Below are 20,520 nucleotides of genomic sequence, written 5' to 3'. Positions count from 1 at the left end.
TCGCGGTTCCTTGCGAGAGGCTAGCGGCACGCCGATCGCGGCGACACTACCCGCACAGGTGGGGTGGGTCCGCACGCGCGCCCCTAGACTGCATCGCATGGTGGAGCCTCGACATTCCACGGGGCGGCGCGCGGCGCTCGCAGCACTCTCGTGCCTCGTGCTCGCGGGCACGGGACTTTGCCATCCCCTCCCTGCCCGCGCCGATGACGCCGCTACGGCCGAGCGGCGCATCAAGGCCGCGTACCTCTACAAGTTCGCGGGCTACGTCGAGTGGCCCGAAAGCTCTTTCGAGAAACCCGAGTCTCCCGTCGTCATCGCCGTCCTCGACGCGGATGCGCTCGCCGCGGACCTCGCCGAAGTCGTCGCGGGCCGCCAGCTCGGCACGCGGCCGATCGAGGTGCGGCGGGTGCGTGAAGGCGAGCCCCTCCCGCGGGCGCACGTGCTCTTCGCTTCGCGCTCCGCGGCGGCCGCCGCGATCCGCGGCAGTGCCAGGCAGCCCACCCTCGTGGTGACCGATTCGAAGGGCGCGCTCGCGCAGGGCAGCGTCATCAACTTCGCCGTCACCGACGGCAAGGTGCGTTTCGAGGTGTCGATGGATTCGGCCGAGCAGCGCGGCATCAAGCTCAGCTCGCGCCTGCTCGCCGCCGCGACCAACCTGCGCGCGGGGGCGAACTGATGCCGGGCATTCGTCTCCAGACGCTGCGCGCGAAGATCGTCGCCGTGGTGCTCGCCTCGACGGCCGCGGCCCTGCTCGTGGCCGGCATCGGCATGGTGGCCTACGACCTGCGCAACTACCACGTCGCCTCCGTCGACGACGTGATCACGCAAGCGGAGATCCTCGGGCGCGCCAGCATCCCGGCGCTCGCGTTCGACGACCTCAGCGCGGCGCGCGACGACCTCTCGCTGCTGAAGACGCGGCCGCGCTTTACCGCCGCGGCCCTGTACACGACCAAGGGCAAGCTCTTCACGAGCTATTCCGTGGACCCGAAGGCCGCGGCCGCGTTCCCGCCGCTGCCGGGCGCCGACGGCTACGAGGTGCACGGGCGCGAGGTCTCGGTCTTTCGCCGCATCATCGAGAACAACGAGATCGTGGGCACCGTGTACGTGCGCGCGCGCTACGAGCTCTACGAGCGCCTGTTCAACTACCTCGCCATCCTCGCTGTCGTGATGCTCGCGAGCCTGCTGGTCGCCTGGGTCCTGTCGGACTGGCTGCAGTCGGTCGTCACGCGGCCGATCCTCGCGGTGAGCGACGTTGCCCGAAGGGTGATGGACCAGCGTGATTTCTCGCTTCGCGCCACGCGGGCCTCGAACGACGAGATCGGCCACCTCGTCGACGCCTTCAACGCGATGCTGGAGGAAGTCGAGCGCCGGGCGCAGGTGCTCGAGACGTCGAACGTCGCGCTGGAGCAGGAGATCGCCGACCGGCGCCAGGCCCAGGCCGCGCTCGGCAACAGCGAGCGGCGCAACCGCACGCTCGTCCACGCGATCACCTCGATCCTCTGGACCGCGGACGGCAAGGGCCGCTTCACCGAAGAGCAGCCCTCGTGGCACGCGTACACCGGCCAGTCCCGGGAGGAATCCGGCGGGCTCGGCTGGCGGGCGGCGTTCGCCCCGGAAGACCGGCAGGACCTCGACGTGGCCTGGGGACGAGCGCTTGCGCGCGGCGCAGCCTTCGACGTCGATGCGCGACTGTGGCATGCGCCTTCGCGGCGCCATCGCTACGTCAACCTGCGCGCCGTGCCGATCGACGAAACCGGCGGCGAAGTGGACGAGTGGATCGGCTCGGTCACCGACATCGACGACCAGCGCAGCGCCGAGGGCGACCTGCGCCGGCTGAACGCCGAGCTCGAGCAGCGCGTCGCCGAGCGCACGTCCCAGTTGCGCGAAGTGAACAAGGACCTGGAGGCCTTCAGCTACTCCGTGTCGCACGACCTGCGCACGCCGCTCACCGCGATCATCGGGCTCGTGCAGCTGATCGGCGGCGGGCTCGCCGGCGCCGTGGACGACAAGGCCCGCTCCAAGCTCGCGGTCGTGGAGCGCCGAGCCCAGCAGATGGTCGGCCTCATCGAGGGCCTGCTCGCGTTCTCGCGGCTCGGCGCGGCGTCGATGCAGCCCGCGGACGTCGACATGGGCGAGATGGTGGCCGAGGTCTTCGAGGTGCAGCGCGCTCCCTATGCCGGAGTGGAGGTCGACTTCCACGCCGGATCGCTGCCGCACGCCTGGGGCGACGCGGTGCTGCTGCGTCAGGTGTGGACGAACCTGTTGTCGAACGCGATCAAGTTTTCCTCGAAGGGTTCCGGCCCGGTCGTGGAGGTGGGCGCGCTCACGAGTGCCACCGAGCAGATCTACTTCGTGCGCGACAACGGCGTGGGCTTCGACTCGGCCGCGCAACCCAAGCTCTTCGGCGTGTTCCAGCGGCTGCACGGCGCGGACTTCCCCGGCAGCGGCATCGGGCTTGCGCTCGCGGCGCGCATCGTCGAGCGGCACGGAGGACGCGTCTGGGCGGATTCGAAGCCGGGCGAAGGGGCCACCTTCCACTTCACCCTGCCGCGCGTTTCCGCGGGCGCGAAGGCGTGAAGCGCTAGGAGCGCAGCGACGTGCGCCCCGAAGCGATATGCGCCACCGCGCCGGCGCGGTCGTGCACGTCGAGCTTCTGGAACAGCTGCTTGATGTGGTACGCCACGGTGTTGCCCGACACGCCGAGGCTGTCGGCGATGTCCTGGTTGCTCGCTCCGCGCGCGAGCAGCAGGGCGATCTCGCGCTGCTGCGGCGAGAGCGGCAGGCGCGCCATCGCGCGCACGAACCGCAGGATCATCGGCTCCTGGCGCTGGATGCGCACGCCGACCAGCGCGTGAGCCGAGCGGTCGTCGTCGAGCCAGTAGGCCCGCAGCACGTAGCGGCCCCATTTCGACTCGAGCACCAGCGTGGGCGCGCTGGTCTCGTCGCCGCGCTCGATGGCCGCGAGCCGTTCGCACGCGGTCTTCAGCGCCGCGCCCGCGCGATCGTTGACGGCGGAACCGAGCGTGGATGGGTTGATCTCCGAAGTGGTCGCGAGGAGCACGAGCCTGCGCGCCTTCTCGGTGGCGTGGCGGACGACGCCCTCGCGGTCCACGACCAGCATCGCCTCGTCCTCGGTGTCCTCGAAGGCGAAGGCCGTACCGGGCTCGGGCGCTCCGGCGCTGCTCGCCGCGATCCCGTGGGCGACGTAGCGCATCACGCTCGCGAGGTCCGCGCGCTCCCGTGGCGTGAACGCGGGGGCGTCGGCCGGCCGGTAGAGCGAGATCTGCCCCAGCGGCGTCGAACGTTCGCGCACGACCCCATAGAGGACATGGTGCGCGTCGAGCCGGCGCAGGATTTCCTGGTAGTACTCGCCCTTGCAGGTCTCCGCGTCGGGCGTGGTCGACACGACACCGTCGGGCGCCTGCGCACGCTCGGAGAAGGCACGGCGGAAGGACGCCTCGCGACCCTCGTAGTAGCGCTCGAAATAGAGCGACATCACCTCCGGGGGCAGGAGGCGCTCCGCGTAGAGGTTCGTCATTCCCCCGTGCTCGTCGACCCAGAAGAATCCGGCCGAATCGCTCGGCACGAGCTCGCGCAGTGCCGGCAGGAGCGAGGCCATCAGGAGCTCCCCCGGCAGGCCCAGGCAGCACAGTTGCCGGATGCGCGCGCGCACCGCGGTCTGCTTCACCGCTTCTCGTCTCGGTAGTCGAGGAGCTTGAAGGCGTGCGCCGGGCGCGCGAGCCCGAGCACGGGCACCTCGCCCAGGTCCTCGGAGAAGACGAGGGCCTCCACCTCCGCATGCACGCGCTGCGCCGCGAGGATGTCGCCCGGCCCGGCGAGGTCGCACAGGCGATTGGCGAGGTTGGTCACGGTCCCGATCGCGCCGTAGTCGATGCGGCCCTCGAAGCCGATCGCGCCCACGGTCGCGTAGCCCTGGGCGATGCCGATGCCCAGGCCCAGCACGTAGCCGCGCTTCTTCCACTGGGCCGAGAGCTTGAGCGCGTCGCCCTGCATCGCGAACGCCATCTCCACGGCGCGGCGCGCGGGCTCGTTGATCGGCAGCGGATCGTTGAAGAACACCATCATGCCGTCGCCGGTGAACCGCTCCAGCGTCGCCTGGTACTCGAGGATGCGCGAGCCCATCGCGCTGTGGAACTCGCGCAGGGCCCGCATCACCTCTTCCGGCTCCGCGGCCTCGGCGAACGTGCTGAAGCCGCGCAAGTCGAGGAACACGACGGTGATCTCGCGGCGGTGGCTTTGCAGCGGATCGTCGGCGCCTCCCGCGAGGATCAGCTCCGTGAGCTGCGGCGAGAAGAAGCGCTTCAGGCGCGACAGGCGCTCCACGTGCGCGACCTGCTCGGCCACGCGCGCCTCCAGGGTGCGGTTCCACGACGCGAGCTGCTCGGCCTGCCGCTGGACCGTCTCGTAGAGGCGGCGGATGCGCAGCAGCGACCTCACGCGCGCGAGGAGCTCCGGCGGATTCACGGGCTTGGAGAGGAAGTCGTCGGCGCCGGCCTCGAGCCCCTCGACCCGCTCGTCGCGGCTGTCGAGCGCGGTCACCATGACGACGGGCAGCAGCGCATGGCGCGCGTCGGCTCGGATGCGCCGGCAGACCTCGAAGCCGCTGATGCCGGGCAACATCACATCGAGCAACAGGACATCGGGCGACATCGAATGCAGGTGCTCGAGCGCGGATTCGCCGTCGACCGCCACCTCGACGTCGAAGCCGTGGTAGACGAGCAGGTCCTCGAGGATCTTCACGTTGCCCGGCGTGTCGTCGACGATCAGCACGCGGCCGGGATTCGCCTCGTCGTCGTTAACGGCCTCGATGCTATCCGCGATCATGGGGTCCGCTTTCAGGAAGCAAGCGCTGGAGCAACTCGGTGAGCTCCCGAATGTTAACGGGTTTCGGAACGTAGGCGTCGAATCCGGCCTCGAGGATGCGCGCGCGCTCCTCGTGCATCACCGATGCGGTGACGGCCAGGATCGGCAACCGGTCGGTCCCCTGCATCGAGCGCAGCGCCGCCAGCACTTCGAAGCCGCTGATGCCGGGCAGCTGGATGTCGAGCAGCGCCGCGTCCGGCAGGGATCGGCGCGCCACCTCGATCGCTTCCTCGCCGCTTCCCACGGACACGACCTCGAATCCGTAGTAGCCGAGGACGTCGACGAGCAGTCGGCGGCTCCGCTCGTCGTCCTCGACGAGCAGCAGCCGCCTACCCACGGTTGGCCGCCGCGCGCCGCGGCAGGCGCACCGTGAAGGTCGCGCCGCGCCCGGCGTCGCTGTCCACCGCGATGTCGCCGCCGTGCAGCTCCACCAGCCGGCGCGCGAGCGCGAGGCCCAGCCCCGAGCCTTCGTCCTTCTCGCCGCCCGCGCGCAGCTGGCGGAATTCCTCGAAGATCGCCGCCTGGTCGGCCTTCGCGATCCCCGGGCCCGTGTCGCTCACGCGCACCTCGAGCCAGTCCCCGCCGTTGGAAGCCTCGACGCGGACCGTTCCGCCCGCGGGGGTGAACTTCACCGCGTTGGACAGCAGGTTCAGCATGATCTGCTTGAACTTGCGCTCGTCCGCCCTCCACGGCCCCAGTGCGGGCGGCAGGCGGAACTCGAGGGTGAGGCGCTGGTTGTGCGCGCGCTCGCGAATCAGCGCCCGGCAATTCTCGAGCGCCGTGGCGACGTCGAACGTCCTCACCTCCAGCTCCATGCGACCCGCCTCGATCTTCGCGAGATCGAGGATGTCATTGATGAGCGAGAGCAGGTGCTGCCCCGACGCGTGGATGTCGCGCACGTATTCCATCTGCTTCGCGTTCAGGTTGCCGAACATCTCCTCGCGCAGCGCATCCGAGAAGCCGATCACGGCGTTCAGGGGCGTGCGCAGCTCGTGCGACATGTTGGCGAGGAACTCGCTCTTGTGGCGGTTGGCGAGCTCGACCTCCGCGGTCTTCGCCGCGACCTTCTGCTGGAGCCCGGACGTGTACTCCTGGAGCTGGTCGGCCATGAAGTTGAACTCGCGCGCGAGCGCCTCCACCTCGTCGCCGGTGCGCACGTCGATGCGCGCCGAGAGGTCGCCGTGCGCGATGCGCTCGGCTCCCTTGCGCACGGCCAGGATCGGGCTCGCGAGGCGCTGCGCGAGGATGGCGCTGGCCGCGATCGCCAGCAGCAGGCCCGCCAGCGTGAGCAGCGCCGTGCGAACGAGGCGGCTATAGAGAGGAGAGAGGACCTCCGATCGGGGCTGCTCCGCGACCAGGACCCACGGCGCAGTCGAGAGCGGTCCGGCCGACACCATCGCCTCGCGCCCGTCGAGGTCCAGCGATTCGAACATGGAGACGGCGGTTCCGGGCTCGCTGTCGAGCCGGTTCGAGATGAAGCGGAACGCCGGAGCGTCGCGCAGGCTCGTCTGGCGAAGCACGAGGCTCTGGCTGGGATGCGCGACCAGTCGGCTCGCGCTGTCGACCACGTACACGCGGCCGGCGTGCCCGATGCGGATGCGCGAGACGACGTCGCCGATGAACTTGAGATTGATCGCGACGAGCGTCACGCCCTGGCCATCGCGGTCGCGCGACGCGAACGTCGTGTACGGCTCGGATCCCTCCGCGAAGTAAACCTCCGAAACATAGGATCCCGTCCTTCGCGCCTCGCGCAGCTCCGTCGCCGACTCGCTGCGCTGTCGGCCGTCGATCACGTCGCGCTCCGTGCGCGAGGCCCGGATTCGCTCGACGCCGAGCGCGTCGACGTAGCGGATCTCCGCGATCGCCGGCACCAGCTTCATGAGGCGCTGGTACTCCTGGCGCCGGTCTTCCGCTCCGAGCAGTCCGCTGCTCCACGGCAGCGCGCTCACCTCGCGAACCTGGCGCTCGATACCGAGCATGTGCTGGTCGATCGTGTCGACGGCCGAGCGGACCTCCAGCGCCTGCGCGGCCGTCGAGGACTCCTGGATCTCCGTGTAGTCGAACGACACGCCGATCAGCTGGGATACGACGAGCGTGCCGCCCACCAGCAGCAGCAGGACCGCGGCGTACTTGCGGAAGAGTCCCCGCGAGGCCGCAGGCGGGTGTGAGGACTCGGGCTCAGTAGAAATGGGTGGCCCTCAGCAGGACGGATTTCGGGATGGCGATCCCCTGCGCGCGCGCGGTGCCCACGTTCACGCTGAGCTCGAAGACGCGCGGGCGCTCGACCGGGATCTCCCCGGGCGAGAATCCGTCGAGGACGAGCGCGATCATCTGCGCCCAGCTCTCGAAGGGATCCTCGAACACGCTCTGGTAGGAAACCAGCCCGCCCTGCTGGGCGAGCAGGCTGAGCGCGTAGAGGGCGGGCTTGCCCGTCGCCGAAAGCGACCGCGCGACCTGCGCCGGATGGTCGAAGGCGATCCGGATCGGCGGCACATACCAGGCATCCATCAGCCGCGCCTTCGGCGTTCGCAGGACCGCTTCGACTTCCGCGGGCGAATCGGCACGGAAGTACTCCATCCGGAAGCCGAACTGCGGCCCCGCGATGCGATCGAGCACCTCGACCGAGGGATGGCGATCCGAGGGTCCCCGGTCCCACCATTCGTCGACCAGCACGCCGAGCCGCGTCGCACGCGGCGCGACCTCGCGCAGCAGCTCGAGCTGCTTGCCCTCGTCGGCGCGGTAGAGCGTGAGGCCCGTCATCGTGCCGCCCGGCTTGCGGAAGGAAGCGGCGAGCCCGAGCGTGATCGGATCCTGGTGCATGCCGAACACGAGGGGCGTGGTGATTCCTTCCTCGCGCGCGAGCTGGGCGATCTCCGCGGTGGCCGCGACGATGGCCGCCGGATGCCGGGCCTGCGCGGCGCGCAGCGAACGGCGGATGCCGGGGAGGTCCGCGTAGTCGACGGCGACATGCTCGACGCGAACTTCGTGCCTCGCCGCCACGCCCTGCTTCAGCATCGCCGCGCGCAGCCGCGACAACGCGACCTGCACGCGTTCGTTGTCTTCGTTGAAGTAGAGCACCAGGCGCTCCGCCGCGCCCGCCGTGCACGCGCCCGCGAGCGCGAGTCCCGCCGCCAGCAGCGCGATGGCTCTCGTCGCGCCGGCACGCGGCAACATCATCGGTCGAAGCATCGCTCCTTGTCCCCCCCCAAGTGGGCGGGGAAGTTTTCCGCCCGCGCTCCTACGCTATCCCCGCTGCCCGCAACAATCCCGTCTGCTTCTACTGCCACCCAAATCAGGAGATACCCATGAATTCGCAAATGATGACCTATTTCTGCGTCGCGTATGGCCCCTCGTCCGTCACGCTGGACTCGCGTGGCGCTTCCACGGCGAGTACGTTTCGGCGCGCGAACCCGCTTGGCGCGGGCGCCGCCGCGGGCCCCGTTGCCGGCATCGTCATGATCCATCGCGACATCGACGCTCCGGTTGCGATCGGCATTTCCCAGCCGCTGGAGAAGTCCGACGCCGCCCGCCGCTCCGAGCTGCAGAAGGGCGATCCGGAAGGCCGCGTGCGCATCGGCCGCTTCCACGCCACCGCCGACCAGGCGATCCAAGAGATGAAGGACAAGTGGGCCGCGCTGCAGGCCGCGGGCATGGTGTATGCGGAGGTCTGCTGCGTGGAGGTTTCCGCCGCGCTCGGAGCGCCCGCGCGATGAGCGCGCGCGAGCTGCCGTTCCTCTGGGCTCCGCCTCCCGGGTCGTCCAGCGGCATCGCCTTCATCGACCCCACGGGCGAAGGCTTCACCGCGCCCGGCGGCGAGCGCCTGCGGCCGAATCCCCATCTCCAGGACGTGCAGTTGCTGGAGGGTGTGTTCGATGCCGCGGAATGCGAGCGCATCATCGAGCTCGGCCGCTCGCGCCCGCGCTGGGACGGGCGCTGCACTTCGGAAGATCCCTCCTACCGCGTCTGCGTCACGTCGTGGATGGAGCAGGAAGCGGGCAACCGCTGGATCTTCGATCGCGTCGCGCGCGCGGTGCATGAAGCCAACGGCATCCTCGCGTTCGACCTCTCCGGATTCGGTGAGCCGCTGCATTGCGTCGAGTACGGCGCCGGAGGTGGCTTCGAGTGGCATTCGGATCTCACCGCGGGCCGCGCGTCCAACCGCAAGCTGAGCGTCTCCATCCAGCTCTCCGATCCCGCGGACTATCGCGGCGGCGAGCTGGAGCTCTGCCCGCACGGCGTGATGAAAGGATTCCGGGCGCGAGGCAGCGTGCTCGTGTTTCCCGCCTACATCCCGCATCGGGTGCTGCGAATCGAGAGCGGCGTTCGCCATGCCATGGTCGCGTGGATCCACGGCCCGGCGTTCCGGTAAATCGTTCACGGTGCACGAGCCGAAGCCCCACCCGCCCGGGTGGGGCATTTTTCCGCGCGCAGTTCTAACCTTCGAACATCGGTTCTTCGGATGACACGCCCGCAATCGATGAACGCCCCGGCCTTCCTGCCTGCATCGTCCTTCAGCCTGAATTGCGTTGCCGCGGCGGATGACTGGGACGCCGTGCGGGCAGTCCGCTATGTGTCCCTGCTGGAGCGGGGCGACATCGCGGACGACTCACCTCCGCGCTTCGGCGACGCGCACGACGACAGGCCTTATGCGATGACGCTGCTGCTTCGCCGCAACGGCCGGCCCGCGGCGACCGCGCGCGTGATGGAAAGCACCCCGCCCAGGCACTCGCCGCTTCCGGCCGCGGGCGCGTTCGCCCACGAGATCGAAGCCGCGCTCGGCATCGATGCCTCGTTCGTCGAAATGGACATGACGCACGTCGGTCCCGGCTGCGGGGACGAAGCGCGCACCGCACGCTTCCACCTCTTCAAGGGCGTGCTCGCGCAGGCCTCGTTGCGGCGCTCGAAATGGGTGCTGACCGCCGTGTGCGAAGACCAGATCGGTTTCCACGGCCGTCTCTTCGGCATGCAGATCCTCTCCGGGCCCGAAGCCGTCGCCGGCCTGGCGTTGCCGCGCGTCCTGATGGGGCTCGATCTCCAGGAGCAACGGCCGATCCTCGAACGCCGCATCCCCGGATTGGCGACCCATCGCGCCGCGCTCGAGGCGTTCGTGGCCACGGGCCACTTGAGCCTCGACGATCCCATGGGCATGCCCCTCACCGCGCGCCACCTCCAGCCCGGCTAGGCCGACAGGTAGCGGTCGAGCTTCCCCTTGGCGAGCAGCTGCGAGAAGTAGTGCGCGTACCCCTCCGCGGACGGATGGATCAGGTCCTCGCTGAAGTAGCGCTGGGGCTCCCGGAGGAAGGGGTCTTCGTGGCGGTCATATATAAGGTCAACGAACTCGACCCCCGTCTGCTCGGCCAGGCGCGAGAGCATTGAGCGGATCCGAATCGCCCGGTAGGTGAGCAGCGGCTGGGCCGGCCACATGAAGAAGGGAGCCAGGCAGAAGTTGTTGCCCGGCATCAGGAACACCCGGGCGCCCAGGCCGTGGGCCGTCCCGATCACGCCGCGGAGCTGGGCCTCGATCGTGTCGATGCGATGCAGGCCGCAGACATCGTTGGCGCACACCTGGAGCAGGACCACGTCGGCCTTGCCGTCCGGATAGCGGGCGAGCTGGGCCGCCACGTCGCGCGCCCGGGCCCCCGCCTTTGAATAGTTGAAGACGCGGACGTGCGGGAAAGCGGCCGCCACCCGGCCGGCCACGGACTCCTCGGCACGCGCCCCCACCCCCACGGCGAGGCTGTCGCCCACCACCACCAGCGTCCGGCGGGCGTCCTCGGGCACGGACTGCGCGCAAACCGAGCGGGCGACCAGCGATTCGGAGAAGCGGATGCGCCGCAGGTACATCACCGCCTGGGAGGCGATGAACAGGAGCGGAAGGGTCAGCAGCAGGGCGAGCGCGATCAACATGCGCCCAGCTTCGCGCCCCCGGTCGGGCTGCCGCTATCGGCCAAAATGAGACGTCCTTGTAGGACAGGCCCGGTTTTCTTACAGCGGTAGGCGATTTGGGCGTCTAATCGCTACCAGCGTAAGCAAACACCCCTTTTCGATCACAAACCCAATTTTTCTCCAGTCAAATCTGTGCGTTACGCCACTCAATTTTCCAAAGTGCGTAGGCAGAATGGCACCTGTTCGAGAGCAAACGTGCAGGAAGAAACGGGGCTCCGATGAAACCTAACCCACTTTGACTAGGAGTGACACAAATGAAGACGAAACAGATCCAGGTAGCGCTCGCCGCGGTTTTCTGCGCGGCTTCCTTCTCCTCGATGGCCGCGACCACCAGCACCAACGTGGGCGTGACCACCACCGTGATCGCGAACTGCACGGTCACCTCGACGCCGATCGCGTTCGGCAACTACGACTCGCTCTCCGCCACGGCCTCGACGGCCACCGGCTCGGTCGCCCTCACCTGCTCGCAGGGCACGGCGCCCTCCGTCGCGCTGGGTAACGGTGCCAACTTCAGCACGACGCGTCGCATGACGGACGGCACGAGCTTCCTGCCGTACAGCATCTACCGTCCGACCTCGACCGCCGCCGCCGCCAGCTGCACGGGCGCGACGACCGACTACCCGAACACCACCCCGGGCCTCGCCCTGCCGGCCGCGCCGAGCACCGCCGCGCGCACGTTCAACCTCTGCGGCTCGATCGCCGCGGGCGTGAGCGTCCCGGTCGGCGCGTACACGGACACCGTGGTCGCGACCATCACGTTCTAACGAATCCCCAACCTCACGAACGCTCCAGGAGCCAACATGAAAAAGATCCTCATCGCCGCCGCCCTCATCGCCTCGTCCTCGGCCGCCATGGCCGCGACGACCACGGGCAACGTCGCCGTCACCGCCACCGTCGGCGCCAACTGCATCCTCACGACCGTGCCGATCACCTTCGGCGTGTACGACCCCCTGTCCGCGACGGCCAAGGCCGGCACGGGCCAGGTCCAGCTCGTCTGCACCGTCGGCGCCACGCCCGCGGTCGCCATCGACAACGGCCTGAACGTCTCCGGCGCCCAGCGCCGCATGATCAGCGGCGGCGTGAACTTCCTGAACTACGACGTGTTCCAGCCGACGTCGAACGCCGCCGGTGCCGCCTGCGCCTACGTGACCGCGTTCCCGGTCGCCGTGCCGGGCTTCGCCCTCACCGCCGCCCCGACGACCGCCTCGCGCAGCTACAACGTGTGCGGCCAGGTCCCGGCCGGCCAGAGCGCCCCGAACGGCAGCTACACGGACACCGTGACGGCGACGATCACGTTCTAACGACTGCGTTTCAACAACAGGCTAGTCCAGGTCACGGAAGGCCCCCTTCCGTGGCTTGTTTCCAGCGCCCGATTGCCCTCCCGGCCTTCGGGCGCTTTCTCTTGGTAGGCTCACGGTTCCGACGTTCCTCGCCGAGACTCCCCCATGCGATTCAAGCTGCTCCTGCCCCTCGCCGCACTGACCGGGCTGCTCACCGCCGCCGGATCGGCCCTTGCCGGGTCGTTCCAGGTGAGCCCCGTCCGGATTGAGCTTTCTCCGTCCGCGCCGACGGCTCCGGTCAACGTTCGCAACGAATCCACCACCGACAGCGTGGTGGTCCAGCTGCGCGCGGTGAACTGGAAGCAGGAGAACGGCGAGGACGCGTACACCCCGAGCACCGACCTCATCGCCACGCCGCCGATCTTCACGTTGCAGCCCGGCGGCAGCCAGACCGTGCGCGTGGGCCTGCGCCGAGCCGAGCCCAGCGACACGCAGCAGACCTTCCGCCTCTTCATCACCGAGGTGCCCGGGCCGCCGAAGCCGGGATTCCAGGGCCTGCAGGTGGCACTCAACATCGGCATCCCCGTGTTCATCGCGCCGAAGGTGAAGCAGACGCTGGCGCCGGTCTGGAAGGCGCAGGTCGCCGACGGCAAGGTGACGCTCGTGGCGACCAATCCCGCGAACTCGCACATCCAGCTGCTGGACATCGCCGTGCAGGACGAGCAGGACAAGGTCGCGATCGCCTCGTCGCAGCAACCGCGCTACATCCTGGCCCGGCAGACGATCACGTGGCAGCTGCCGCTCTCGCGCGCGCCCAAGGGGAAGCTTCGCGTCGTCGCGCACACCGACTCGGGCGACGTGGACGCCGAAGTTCCGGTGGAGGCCGCGCCCGGGAAGCAATGACGGTTCGCCAGTTCCTCGCGGCGCTGCTGCTCGCGGCCGCAGGGCTCGCCGATGCCTGGGCGCAGGACACGCTGGTCAATCCGTATCCGGCGTTCGTCGCGCTGCGCCTGAACGGAGAAGCGGTCTCCGACGGCGCGCTGATCCTGCGCGCGGGCGCGGAAGGCAAGCAGTTCTTCCTTGGGGCCGCCGAGGCCAGGCGCCTGCGCCTCGATCTCGCCGCGCGCGTATCGGCGGTTCACGTCGACAAGGATGACTTCTATCCGCTGGATGGCATCGAGGGTCTGCGTTACGCGTTCGACGAGCTGACCCAGTCGCTCGCGATCGATGCGGTGCCCGCGATCTTCAACGCGCAGCAGATCACGCTGCCGCCGCCCGCGCTGGTCGATGCCACGCGTCCCGGCACGGGCGCCTTCCTCACCTACGACCTCATCTCGCAGCAGACCGACGCCGCGGGCCAGGCGAAGAATCTCACCAGCGGCCAGGCGGAGCTGGGGATCTTCACGCCGTACGGGGTCTTCACGCAGTCCACGTTCGGCAACGCGAACGGGCCGGACCGCGGGCTGCTGCGGCTGGACACGCTGTTCACGATCGACCAGCCCTCGGCGCTTGCGAGCTGGCGCATCGGCGACACCATCACGCGCGCTCCGGCGTGGGCGCCGCTTACGCGCTTCGGCGGCATCCAGTACGGCACCAACTTCGCGACGCAGCCGACGCTCATCACCTATCCGCTCACGGCGATGACGGGCGCCACGCCGCTGCCCTCCACCGTCGACGTCTATGTGAACAACGTGCTCTCGAGCACGCTCAACGTGCCCGCGGGGCCGTTCACGCTGAACGACCTCCCCACCGTGAGCGGCCAGGGACAGCTTCGCCTCGTGGTGCGCGACCTCCTGGGGCGCGAGCAGGTCTACATGCAATCGCTCTACGGCAGCACGACGCTGCTCCGCCCCGGCCTCGACGACTGGACGATCCAGGCCGGGGCCTTGCGCGAGGACTACGGGATTGCGAGCAACGAGTACGGCGCGGGCTTCGCCTCCGGCGTGTGGCGGCGCGGCATCAACGACGACCTCACGATCGAGGGCGCGGCCGAGGGCGCGCGCCAGCACATGGCGGTGGGCGGCGGCGCGACGTGGGTGCTCGGCGCCATCGGGCAATTCTTCGCGGCGGGCGCGTGGTCGCAGGACAAGCCCGACGGCGAACGCGACCGGCGCGAAGGCCACCTGTGGGTGTACGGCTGGGAGCGGCGCTCGACGACCTTCAACTTCGGCGCCCAGGCGAAGCTCGCCTCGGAGAGCTTTCGCACGGTCGCCAACGGCGACATCCCGCCCTCAAGGCGCGAGATCTCGGCGTTCGCGAGCTACGGCCTCGGCGCATCGTCGATCGGCGCGGGCTATGCGCTCATCGAGCGAGTACGCGACGAACCGATCGAGTTCGCGCAGCTCACGCTCACGCACAGCTTCAAGGACTGGGGCTTCGTCACGCTCTCCGCGGTGAAGTCGCTCTCGGGCGTGAGGAACAACCAGGTCTTCCTGAGCTACGCGCTGCCGATCGACTTCGTGACGACGGCGAGCGTCACCAGCACGGTGACGGAGGCCGACCGCACGCGGCGCACCGAGAATCGCGTGGGCCTGCAGCGCAACCTTCCCACGGGCGACGGATACGGCTACCGCATCGACATCTCCGACCAGGAGCGCGCCATCGCCGACATCCGCTACCAGAACCGCGCCGGCCTCTACAGCCTCGAGGTGGCGCGCCAGGCCAACAGCACGTCGGCGCGCATCGGCGCCTCGGGCTCGCTGATCTACATGGCCGACGAGCTGATCGCGGGCCGCCGCGTGGAGGACGCCTTCGGCCTGGTGCAGATCCCCGGGTTCCCGAACGTGCGCGTGTACCTCGACAACCAGGAGATCGGGCGCACGAACGCGGGCGGCAACCTGTTCATCTCGAGGCTGCGTCCCTACCAGCAGAACCGGCTCTCCATCGAGCAGCTCGACATCCCCATGAGCGCGGAGGTGCTGACGCTCAAGCTCGACGCCACGCCCTACATCAAGAGCGGCGTGGTCGTGCGCTTCCCGGTGAAGCAGTCGCTGGGCGGCATCGCCCACTTCGTCGACGAGACGGGCAAGGACCTGCCCTCGGGCAGCATCGCGACGCTCGTGGACACGGGAGATCAGTTCCCGGTCGCCGAGCGCGGGCAGTCGTACCTCACCGGGCTGCAGGCGAGCAACCGGGTACGCGTAAGCTGGGGTGGGCGAAACTGCGCGGTCACCATCCCGTTCAAGCCCGGCGACGATCCACAACCCCTCCTGGGGACCTACACTTGCAGGCTGAGATGATGAGACTGAAGACCCTCGCCGGAACCCCGTTCGCCGCGCTCGCGCTCCTGGCGTTCGCGCCCTCCGCGCTGGCCGCGGCCGATTGCTCGATCTTCTCGTCGACGCTGAACTTCGGGAACTACGACGTCCTCGATGCCACGCCGACCGACTCGACGACCAATATCCTCATCATCTGCACCCGCGACCCGCCGCCGAATACCGAGACGGTGTCCTACACGCTGACGCTTTCGGTCGGCGGCGGCACCTACGCGAACCGCACGATGAACAACGGCGCCAATACCATCCGCTACAACCTCTACACGTCCCCGGCGATGACCCCGGCCACGATCTGGGGGAACGGAACCGGGGGCACCTCGGTCGTGGCGACCTCGCTCCAGCCGCTCAATGCGCAGAACACCGTCCGGCTCGCGTTCCACACCATCTACGGGCGGATTCCCGCGCGGCAGGACGTACGGGTGGGGACCTACACCGGGAGCGTCGTCCTCACGATGAATTACTAGCCGTTTTGTAGGATTTTTCGGCCTCGGAATCAGGTTTTTCCCGATGCCCCGGGGATGAGGTAGCGCCCAAGCTGGGCCTGTGAATTCCTCGCCCCGCCCGACACAATTGTTGTCAGTTGCGCTTCGCGCCGCCGATCACCATGGGCGCATGCGTTTCCTCCTGCCCCTGGTGATCCTCCTCGCGACAGCCGCGCTCCCGGCGCAGGCCGGCCAGCGGACGGCATCGATCGGCGTGAGCGCCACGGTGATCGCCTCCTGCCGGGTCGAGATCGCCTCGCAGGTCGAGTCGCAGGGCGCGGTTCTGGCGGCGGCCCGGCTCACCTGCCCCACCACTTCGAAGCCCGCCCTGCGTGCGGTGCACGAGCGCGGCGTGCCCGGGAGGCCCGTGATGACGAAGGCACAGATGCTCGCCTCGAACGAATCCCAGGAAGCGGGCGGCTCGGAAATTCGCTGGATCCGCTACGACGTGGAGTACTAGGGCGTTCGGCGCAGGGCCGGGAAGGCCACGAGGAATTCGTCGGCCACGCACTTCGGATAGTCGTCCCTCATCACCCACACCTTCTTCTGCTTCCCCTTGGGCACGAGGCAGCGCTTCTCGGGCGGTACGGGGTGGCGCAACGACAGCGTGATGTCCGTCGAGATCCAGTCGTTCGCGTACCAGTAGCCGTGGCCCTTCATGCCGCCCATCTCGTGGGCGCCCCGCACGTCGGAGATGTCGATGAACTGCAGGCCCTTCTCCCCGGCCAGGCGCTCGATCTCCTCCGTGGACAGGTCGTTGATGTCGGGCCGTCCGAGACGCGAGGCGCCGGCGATGAGCGTCGAGAACCCGAGCGCGCGGTCGTTGCGCGACGCGTAGATGATGAGCTGCTGGGAGAGATCGGACGCCGGCGGCACGTATTCGCTCGCGAAGGTCTTCAGGTCCACGTCCGAGGCCGCGAAGATGACGTTGCCGATGCGATAGCGTTTCTGCAGCTGGTCGCGATTTTCCCCGGGGTGGCGAGCCCGCAGCTTCGCGAGCGCGGCGGCCATCAGCGGCGAGCCGCAGCTGTACGCGAGGAGGTTGATCTTGGTGGCCTTCGTGTGGGCGAGCAGCGCGATCGTGCGCTCGATGTCCGGGATGTAGCGCTCGGCTCGCGGGCAGTCGGTCACGTAGTTCCAGAACATCATGCCGGTGGGCCACTGGAACGTGACCATCGCGCTGTGGCCGAGGAAGTGCGCGAACGAGCCCATCTGCACCGCGACCTCGTCGAACTCGACGCGGTAGCCGTGCAGGTACATCACGACTTCCTTGTTGTTGGAGCGGGCGATCTGCGCGTCGATGGCGGCGATGAAGCGGCGTTCGCCCTCGTCCGGCTCCGCGCCGCCCTTCAAGGTCGCGATCTCCTGCACGCTTTCCACCGCGCCGATGCGGATCTTGTCGACGCTGCTGGAGATGTCCGAGGCGATGAGGTCGTCCCACGTCCAGCCGGGTTCGCCGAGGCGCACGTTCGCCACGCCGAGGGTCGTGCCCTCGCCCGGCGAGTTCACGTAGTGGCCTTCCGTGCCCGGACGGGCCGCGGCGCGCGTGGTGGCGTAGAAGACGGGAAGGCGCGTGGAGCGCAGGGCCGGGGAATCCGCCTTGGTGAAGTCCAGGCGGGGATCCTTGAACATGGCCGGCGTGGGCATCACGTGCGGCGGAGTTGTCGCGCAGCCGGCGACGAGAAGGGACGCGAGGAGGGTAAGGAGTTTTCGCATGAAGGGAGCTTACACCGTGGCTACTCGCGCTTCACGCGCCTCGCGGCGCACTTGGGACCCCTTGAACCACGGAGGCACGGAGACACGGAGGGCCACGGAGAAAGGCTTGTAGGGACGCAATATCCAGCGATTGCGATCCATCGCCGGTCATGTCACTCGCGACCGAACAAGTATTCCTCCGTGGCCCTCCGTGTCTCCGTGCCTCCGTGGTTCAAGGGGCCCCAAGTGCGCAGCGAACGCCGGGCGACCGCCCGGCGACTACGCGAAGGTGACACCTCCATCCTCGAGCGGCAGCGCACGGATGCGCTTCCCGGTGAGGTTGAACACCGCATTGGCCACGCACGGCGCCACGAGCGGCACGCCCACTTCGCCCAGGCCGCCCGGCTTGTCGCGATTGCCGACGAAGGCCACTTGAATCGGCGGCACGTCGGTCATGCGCGGAAGCTGGAAGTCGTGGAAGTTGCTCTGCTCCACGCGGCCGTCCTTGAGCGTGATCTTGCTGCGCAGCGTCGAGATGAGGCCGGTCACGATGCCGCCTTCGAGCTGGGCCACCGCCTGGTCCGGGTGGACGATGAGGCCCGCGTCGGCGACGACGGTGATCTTCTCCAGCTTCACCTTGCCGCCCTGGTCGGAGACCTCCGCGATCATCGCGCAGTGCGTGTCGTAGCACTCCATCGACGCGACGCCGAAGGCCCGGCCCTTGGCGGGCGTGGCCGTGTAGCCCGAGAGCTCCGCGGCCTTCTGCAGCGCGGCCTTCTGCGCCGGCATGCCGTTCAGCATCGCGAGGCGGAAGGCGAGTGGATCCTGCTTCGCCGATTGCGCCAGTTCGTCCATGAAGCCCTCGGTGGCGAAGGCGTTCAGCGCGTTGCTGACCGAGCGCCAGTAGCCGACGCGGACACCCACCTCCTCGATTACCGAGCGCAGCTCCACGTTCGGGATGTCGTAGGTGAAGTTGACCAGGCCCTCCGTCATGAAGGGATCGTTGCCGTCCTTCACGACGGACGGGAACGCCCGCGCCGTGACCGAGGGCGAGATCATCTTGGAAGCGAAGGCGACGACCTTGCCGTCCTTCACCGCGGCCTTCATCACGTGCAGGCTGGGCGGACGGTAGAAGTCGTGGCTCATGTCCTCGGGGCGCGTCCACGTGAGCTTCACCGGCACGCCGGGCATCGCCTTCGCGATCAACACCGCCTGCGCGATGAAGTCGTTCTCGAGCTTGCGCCCGAAGCCGCCGCCGATGAACTGGGGATGAATGCGGATCTGCTCGGCCTTCATGCCCGAGACCGCCGCGGCCGTGCCTTCCGCGCCCTGCGGAAACTGCGTCGGCGCCCAGACATCGATGCCGTCCTTGGTCACGCGCGCGGTGCAGTTCTGCGGCTCGAGCGTGGCGTGCGACAGCATCTGGCAGGAGTACGTCGCCTCGATCGCGCCGCTGGCCAACGGGCCCGTCACGTCACCCTTCTTGCCGGCGACGAAACCAGGCCGGTCCTTGGCCTTCTCGAGCGTCGCCCATACGGAAGCGGTGCTCACCTTGGCGCTCGGGCCGTCGTCCCACGTGACTTTCAACGCGTCGGCGGCCTGGCGTGCGCTCCAGTAATGGTCGGCGATCACGGCCACGCCGTCGCCGATGTTCACGACCTTCTTCACGCCCTTCATCTTCTCGGCGGCGGCGCTGTCCACGGAGACGGCCTTGCCGCCGATCACGGGCGAGTGCTGCATCGCGGCATAGAGCATGCCGGGCTGCTTCACGTCGATGCCGAAGACCGTCTTGCCGCGCGCCTTGTCCGCGCCGTCGAGGCGGGGGACGTTGGTGCCGATCACGGTCATCTGCGACTTCGAATGCATGGCGACGCTACCCGGCACCGGCTGCTTGGCGGCCGCGGTGGCGAGCTTGCCGTACGAAATCTTCTTCGTGCCGTGCACGACCATGCCGTTCTCGGTCTTGACCTCGGTCACGGGCACCTTCCACTCCGTGGCCGCGGCGCCGACCAGCATCGTGCGCGCGCTGGCACCGGCCATGCGCACCGGTTCCCACGCATCGCGGATGCTCGTGCTGCCGCCGGTGATCTGGCCGCCCAGCAGCTTGTTGATGTAGAGCTTCGGGTTCGAGCCGGCCTGCACGATCGTGACCTTGCGCGGATCGACGCCCAGCTCGTCGGCCAGCATCATCGCGAGCGAGGTGTGCACGTCCTGGCCCATCTCGTTGCGGTGGCAGATGAAGGTGATCTTGTCGTCGGGCGTGATCTTGATCCACGCGTTCTCGAATCCGGCGGCAGTGGCGGCGGCTTCGGCGGTGGAACTCGCGCCGAGGTTGATGCCGATCATCAGCCCACCGCCGGCGACGGCAGAGACCTTCAGGAATTCACGACGGGTAACGGGGAGCGCGCTCATGCTTTTCCTCCCAGTGATTTCGAGGCGTCCTTGATGGCGGTGCGAACGCGGCCATACGTGCCGCAGCGACAGATGTTGCCGCTCATCGCCTCGTCGATCTGCGCGTCGGTGGGGTTCGGCGTCTTGGTGAGGAGCGCCGTGGCGGCCATCACCTGGCCGGACTGGCAGTAGCCGCACTGCGGAACCTGCACCTTGTCCCACGCGGCCTGCACGGCGGTCGCCACCTTGCCGCTGACGCCCTCGATGGTTGTTACCTTTTTCCCGGCCACTGCGGACATTGGCGTCACGCACGAGCGGGCGGGAACGCCGTCGACGTGCACGGTGCAAGCGCCGCACAGCGACGCGCCGCAGCCGAACTTGGTACCGGTCATTCCGAGATGGTCCCGAAGGACCCAGAGCATGGGCGTGTCCGGCGAAGCGTCCACCGAAACCGCTTTGCCGTTCAGATTTATTGTCGTGGGCATGTGGGTTACCTCCTCAGGTAGCGGATGGCTGCCTGCCCACACTGCGACTTGCGCAGGGCCGCTGTCAAATCTGTAGCGGTCG

The 20,520-nt window shown here is 68.7% G+C and carries 20 protein-coding genes; 11 read left to right on the top strand and 9 right to left on the bottom strand.

Going from position 1 to position 20,520, the window contains the following annotated elements:
* The first annotated feature begins 97 nt into the window (after positions 1-97).
* The gene (locus DSM104443_RS08820; protein ID WP_171091367.1) at positions 98-676 is read left to right on the top strand and encodes a TOL_0243 family YfiR-like periplasmic protein; all 579 of its coding nucleotides are present in this window, start codon (positions 98-100) and stop codon (positions 674-676) included.
* On the top strand, positions 676-2,577 hold the full coding sequence (locus DSM104443_RS08815; protein WP_171091365.1) for a sensor histidine kinase, YfiR-like protein-associated: 1,902 nt from the start codon (positions 676-678) through the stop codon (positions 2,575-2,577). The genes DSM104443_RS08820 and DSM104443_RS08815 overlap by 1 nt, the downstream gene beginning before the upstream one ends.
* A 4-nt stretch (positions 2,578-2,581) precedes the next feature.
* Here DSM104443_RS08815 and DSM104443_RS08810 read toward each other — a convergent pair whose 3' ends face one another.
* The 5 genes from DSM104443_RS08810 to DSM104443_RS08790 form a co-directional block, all read right to left on the bottom strand.
* Positions 2,582-3,688 carry a helix-turn-helix transcriptional regulator gene (locus DSM104443_RS08810; protein WP_171091362.1) on the bottom strand — a complete coding sequence of 369 codons (1,107 nt, stop codon included), beginning with the start codon at positions 3,686-3,688 and terminating at the stop codon, positions 2,582-2,584.
* Positions 3,685-4,845, bottom strand: coding sequence for an adenylate/guanylate cyclase domain-containing protein (locus DSM104443_RS08805; RefSeq protein WP_171091360.1), 1,161 nt, complete (start codon positions 4,843-4,845; stop codon positions 3,685-3,687). The genes DSM104443_RS08810 and DSM104443_RS08805 overlap by 4 nt, the downstream gene beginning before the upstream one ends.
* Entirely contained in the window at positions 4,832-5,221 is a 390-nt protein-coding gene (locus DSM104443_RS08800) for a response regulator (RefSeq protein ID WP_171091358.1), read from the bottom strand. The genes DSM104443_RS08805 and DSM104443_RS08800 overlap by 14 nt, the downstream gene beginning before the upstream one ends.
* A complete protein-coding gene (locus DSM104443_RS08795) occupies positions 5,214-6,989 on the bottom strand; it encodes a sensor histidine kinase (protein ID WP_171091355.1) in 1,776 nt (591 codons plus the stop codon). The genes DSM104443_RS08800 and DSM104443_RS08795 overlap by 8 nt, the downstream gene beginning before the upstream one ends.
* Positions 6,990-7,062: 73 nt before the next feature.
* A complete protein-coding gene (locus tag DSM104443_RS08790; RefSeq protein WP_171091353.1) occupies positions 7,063-8,073 on the bottom strand; it encodes an ABC transporter substrate-binding protein in 1,011 nt (336 codons plus the stop codon).
* Positions 8,074-8,189: 116 nt separating this feature from the next.
* On the opposite strand from DSM104443_RS08790, the gene DSM104443_RS08785 reads away from it, so the two are divergent.
* From DSM104443_RS08785 to DSM104443_RS08775, 3 genes are all read left to right on the top strand, one after another.
* Positions 8,190-8,597, top strand: a complete 408-nt coding sequence (locus tag DSM104443_RS08785) for a hypothetical protein (RefSeq protein WP_171091351.1) — start codon at positions 8,190-8,192, stop codon at positions 8,595-8,597.
* Positions 8,594-9,253 carry a 2OG-Fe(II) oxygenase gene (locus DSM104443_RS08780; RefSeq protein ID WP_171091349.1) on the top strand — a complete coding sequence of 220 codons (660 nt, stop codon included), beginning with the start codon at positions 8,594-8,596 and terminating at the stop codon, positions 9,251-9,253. The genes DSM104443_RS08785 and DSM104443_RS08780 overlap by 4 nt, the downstream gene beginning before the upstream one ends.
* A gap of 90 nt (positions 9,254-9,343) precedes the next feature.
* Positions 9,344-10,066, top strand: coding sequence for an N-acyl amino acid synthase FeeM domain-containing protein (locus DSM104443_RS08775; RefSeq protein ID WP_171091347.1), 723 nt, complete (start codon positions 9,344-9,346; stop codon positions 10,064-10,066).
* On the opposite strand, the gene DSM104443_RS08770 is transcribed toward DSM104443_RS08775, so the two are convergent.
* On the bottom strand, positions 10,063-10,791 hold the full coding sequence (locus DSM104443_RS08770; RefSeq protein ID WP_171091345.1) for an SGNH/GDSL hydrolase family protein: 729 nt from the start codon (positions 10,789-10,791) through the stop codon (positions 10,063-10,065). The genes DSM104443_RS08775 and DSM104443_RS08770 overlap by 4 nt on opposite strands.
* 293 nt (positions 10,792-11,084) lie before the next feature.
* On the opposite strand from DSM104443_RS08770, the gene DSM104443_RS08765 reads away from it, so the two are divergent.
* The 6 genes from DSM104443_RS08765 (at position 11,085) to DSM104443_RS08740 (ending at position 16,327) form a co-directional block, all read left to right on the top strand.
* The gene (locus DSM104443_RS08765; protein ID WP_171091344.1) at positions 11,085-11,594 is read left to right on the top strand and encodes a Csu type fimbrial protein; all 510 of its coding nucleotides are present in this window, start codon (positions 11,085-11,087) and stop codon (positions 11,592-11,594) included.
* A 36-nt stretch (positions 11,595-11,630) separates the two neighbouring features.
* The gene (locus DSM104443_RS08760) at positions 11,631-12,131 is read left to right on the top strand and encodes a Csu type fimbrial protein (RefSeq protein WP_171091342.1); all 501 of its coding nucleotides are present in this window, start codon (positions 11,631-11,633) and stop codon (positions 12,129-12,131) included.
* Positions 12,132-12,275: 144 nt separating this feature from the next.
* Positions 12,276-13,013: a fimbrial biogenesis chaperone gene (locus tag DSM104443_RS08755; RefSeq protein ID WP_171091340.1), complete on the top strand. Its 738-nt coding sequence runs from the start codon at positions 12,276-12,278 to the stop codon at positions 13,011-13,013.
* On the top strand, positions 13,010-15,349 hold the full coding sequence (locus tag DSM104443_RS08750; RefSeq protein ID WP_171091338.1) for a fimbria/pilus outer membrane usher protein: 2,340 nt from the start codon (positions 13,010-13,012) through the stop codon (positions 15,347-15,349). Before DSM104443_RS08755 ends, DSM104443_RS08750 begins: the two co-directional genes overlap by 4 nt.
* Entirely contained in the window at positions 15,349-15,849 is a 501-nt protein-coding gene (locus DSM104443_RS08745; RefSeq protein ID WP_171091336.1) for a Csu type fimbrial protein, read from the top strand. The genes DSM104443_RS08750 and DSM104443_RS08745 overlap by 1 nt, the downstream gene beginning before the upstream one ends.
* A 148-nt stretch (positions 15,850-15,997) precedes the next feature.
* Entirely contained in the window at positions 15,998-16,327 is a 330-nt protein-coding gene (locus DSM104443_RS08740) for a Csu type fimbrial protein (RefSeq protein ID WP_171091335.1), read from the top strand.
* Here DSM104443_RS08740 and DSM104443_RS08735 read toward each other — a convergent pair.
* The 3 genes from DSM104443_RS08735 to DSM104443_RS08725 form a co-directional block, all read right to left on the bottom strand.
* A complete protein-coding gene (locus DSM104443_RS08735; protein WP_171091334.1) occupies positions 16,324-17,583 on the bottom strand; it encodes an alpha/beta hydrolase in 1,260 nt (419 codons plus the stop codon). The genes DSM104443_RS08740 and DSM104443_RS08735 overlap by 4 nt on opposite strands.
* Positions 17,584-17,841: 258 nt before the next feature.
* Positions 17,842-19,974, bottom strand: a complete 2,133-nt coding sequence (locus tag DSM104443_RS08730; protein WP_171091333.1) for a xanthine dehydrogenase family protein molybdopterin-binding subunit — start codon at positions 19,972-19,974, stop codon at positions 17,842-17,844.
* Entirely contained in the window at positions 19,971-20,438 is a 468-nt protein-coding gene (locus tag DSM104443_RS08725; protein ID WP_171091332.1) for a (2Fe-2S)-binding protein, read from the bottom strand. Before DSM104443_RS08725 ends, DSM104443_RS08730 begins: the two co-directional genes overlap by 4 nt.
* Positions 20,439-20,520: the final 82 nt, after the last annotated feature.

This window comes from Usitatibacter rugosus, assembly GCF_013003965.1.
Lineage (GTDB): Bacteria > Pseudomonadota > Gammaproteobacteria > Burkholderiales > Usitatibacteraceae > Usitatibacter > Usitatibacter rugosus.
Note: the sequence above shows the minus strand (reverse complement) of the source record. Positions and strands in the feature narration are given on the sequence as shown.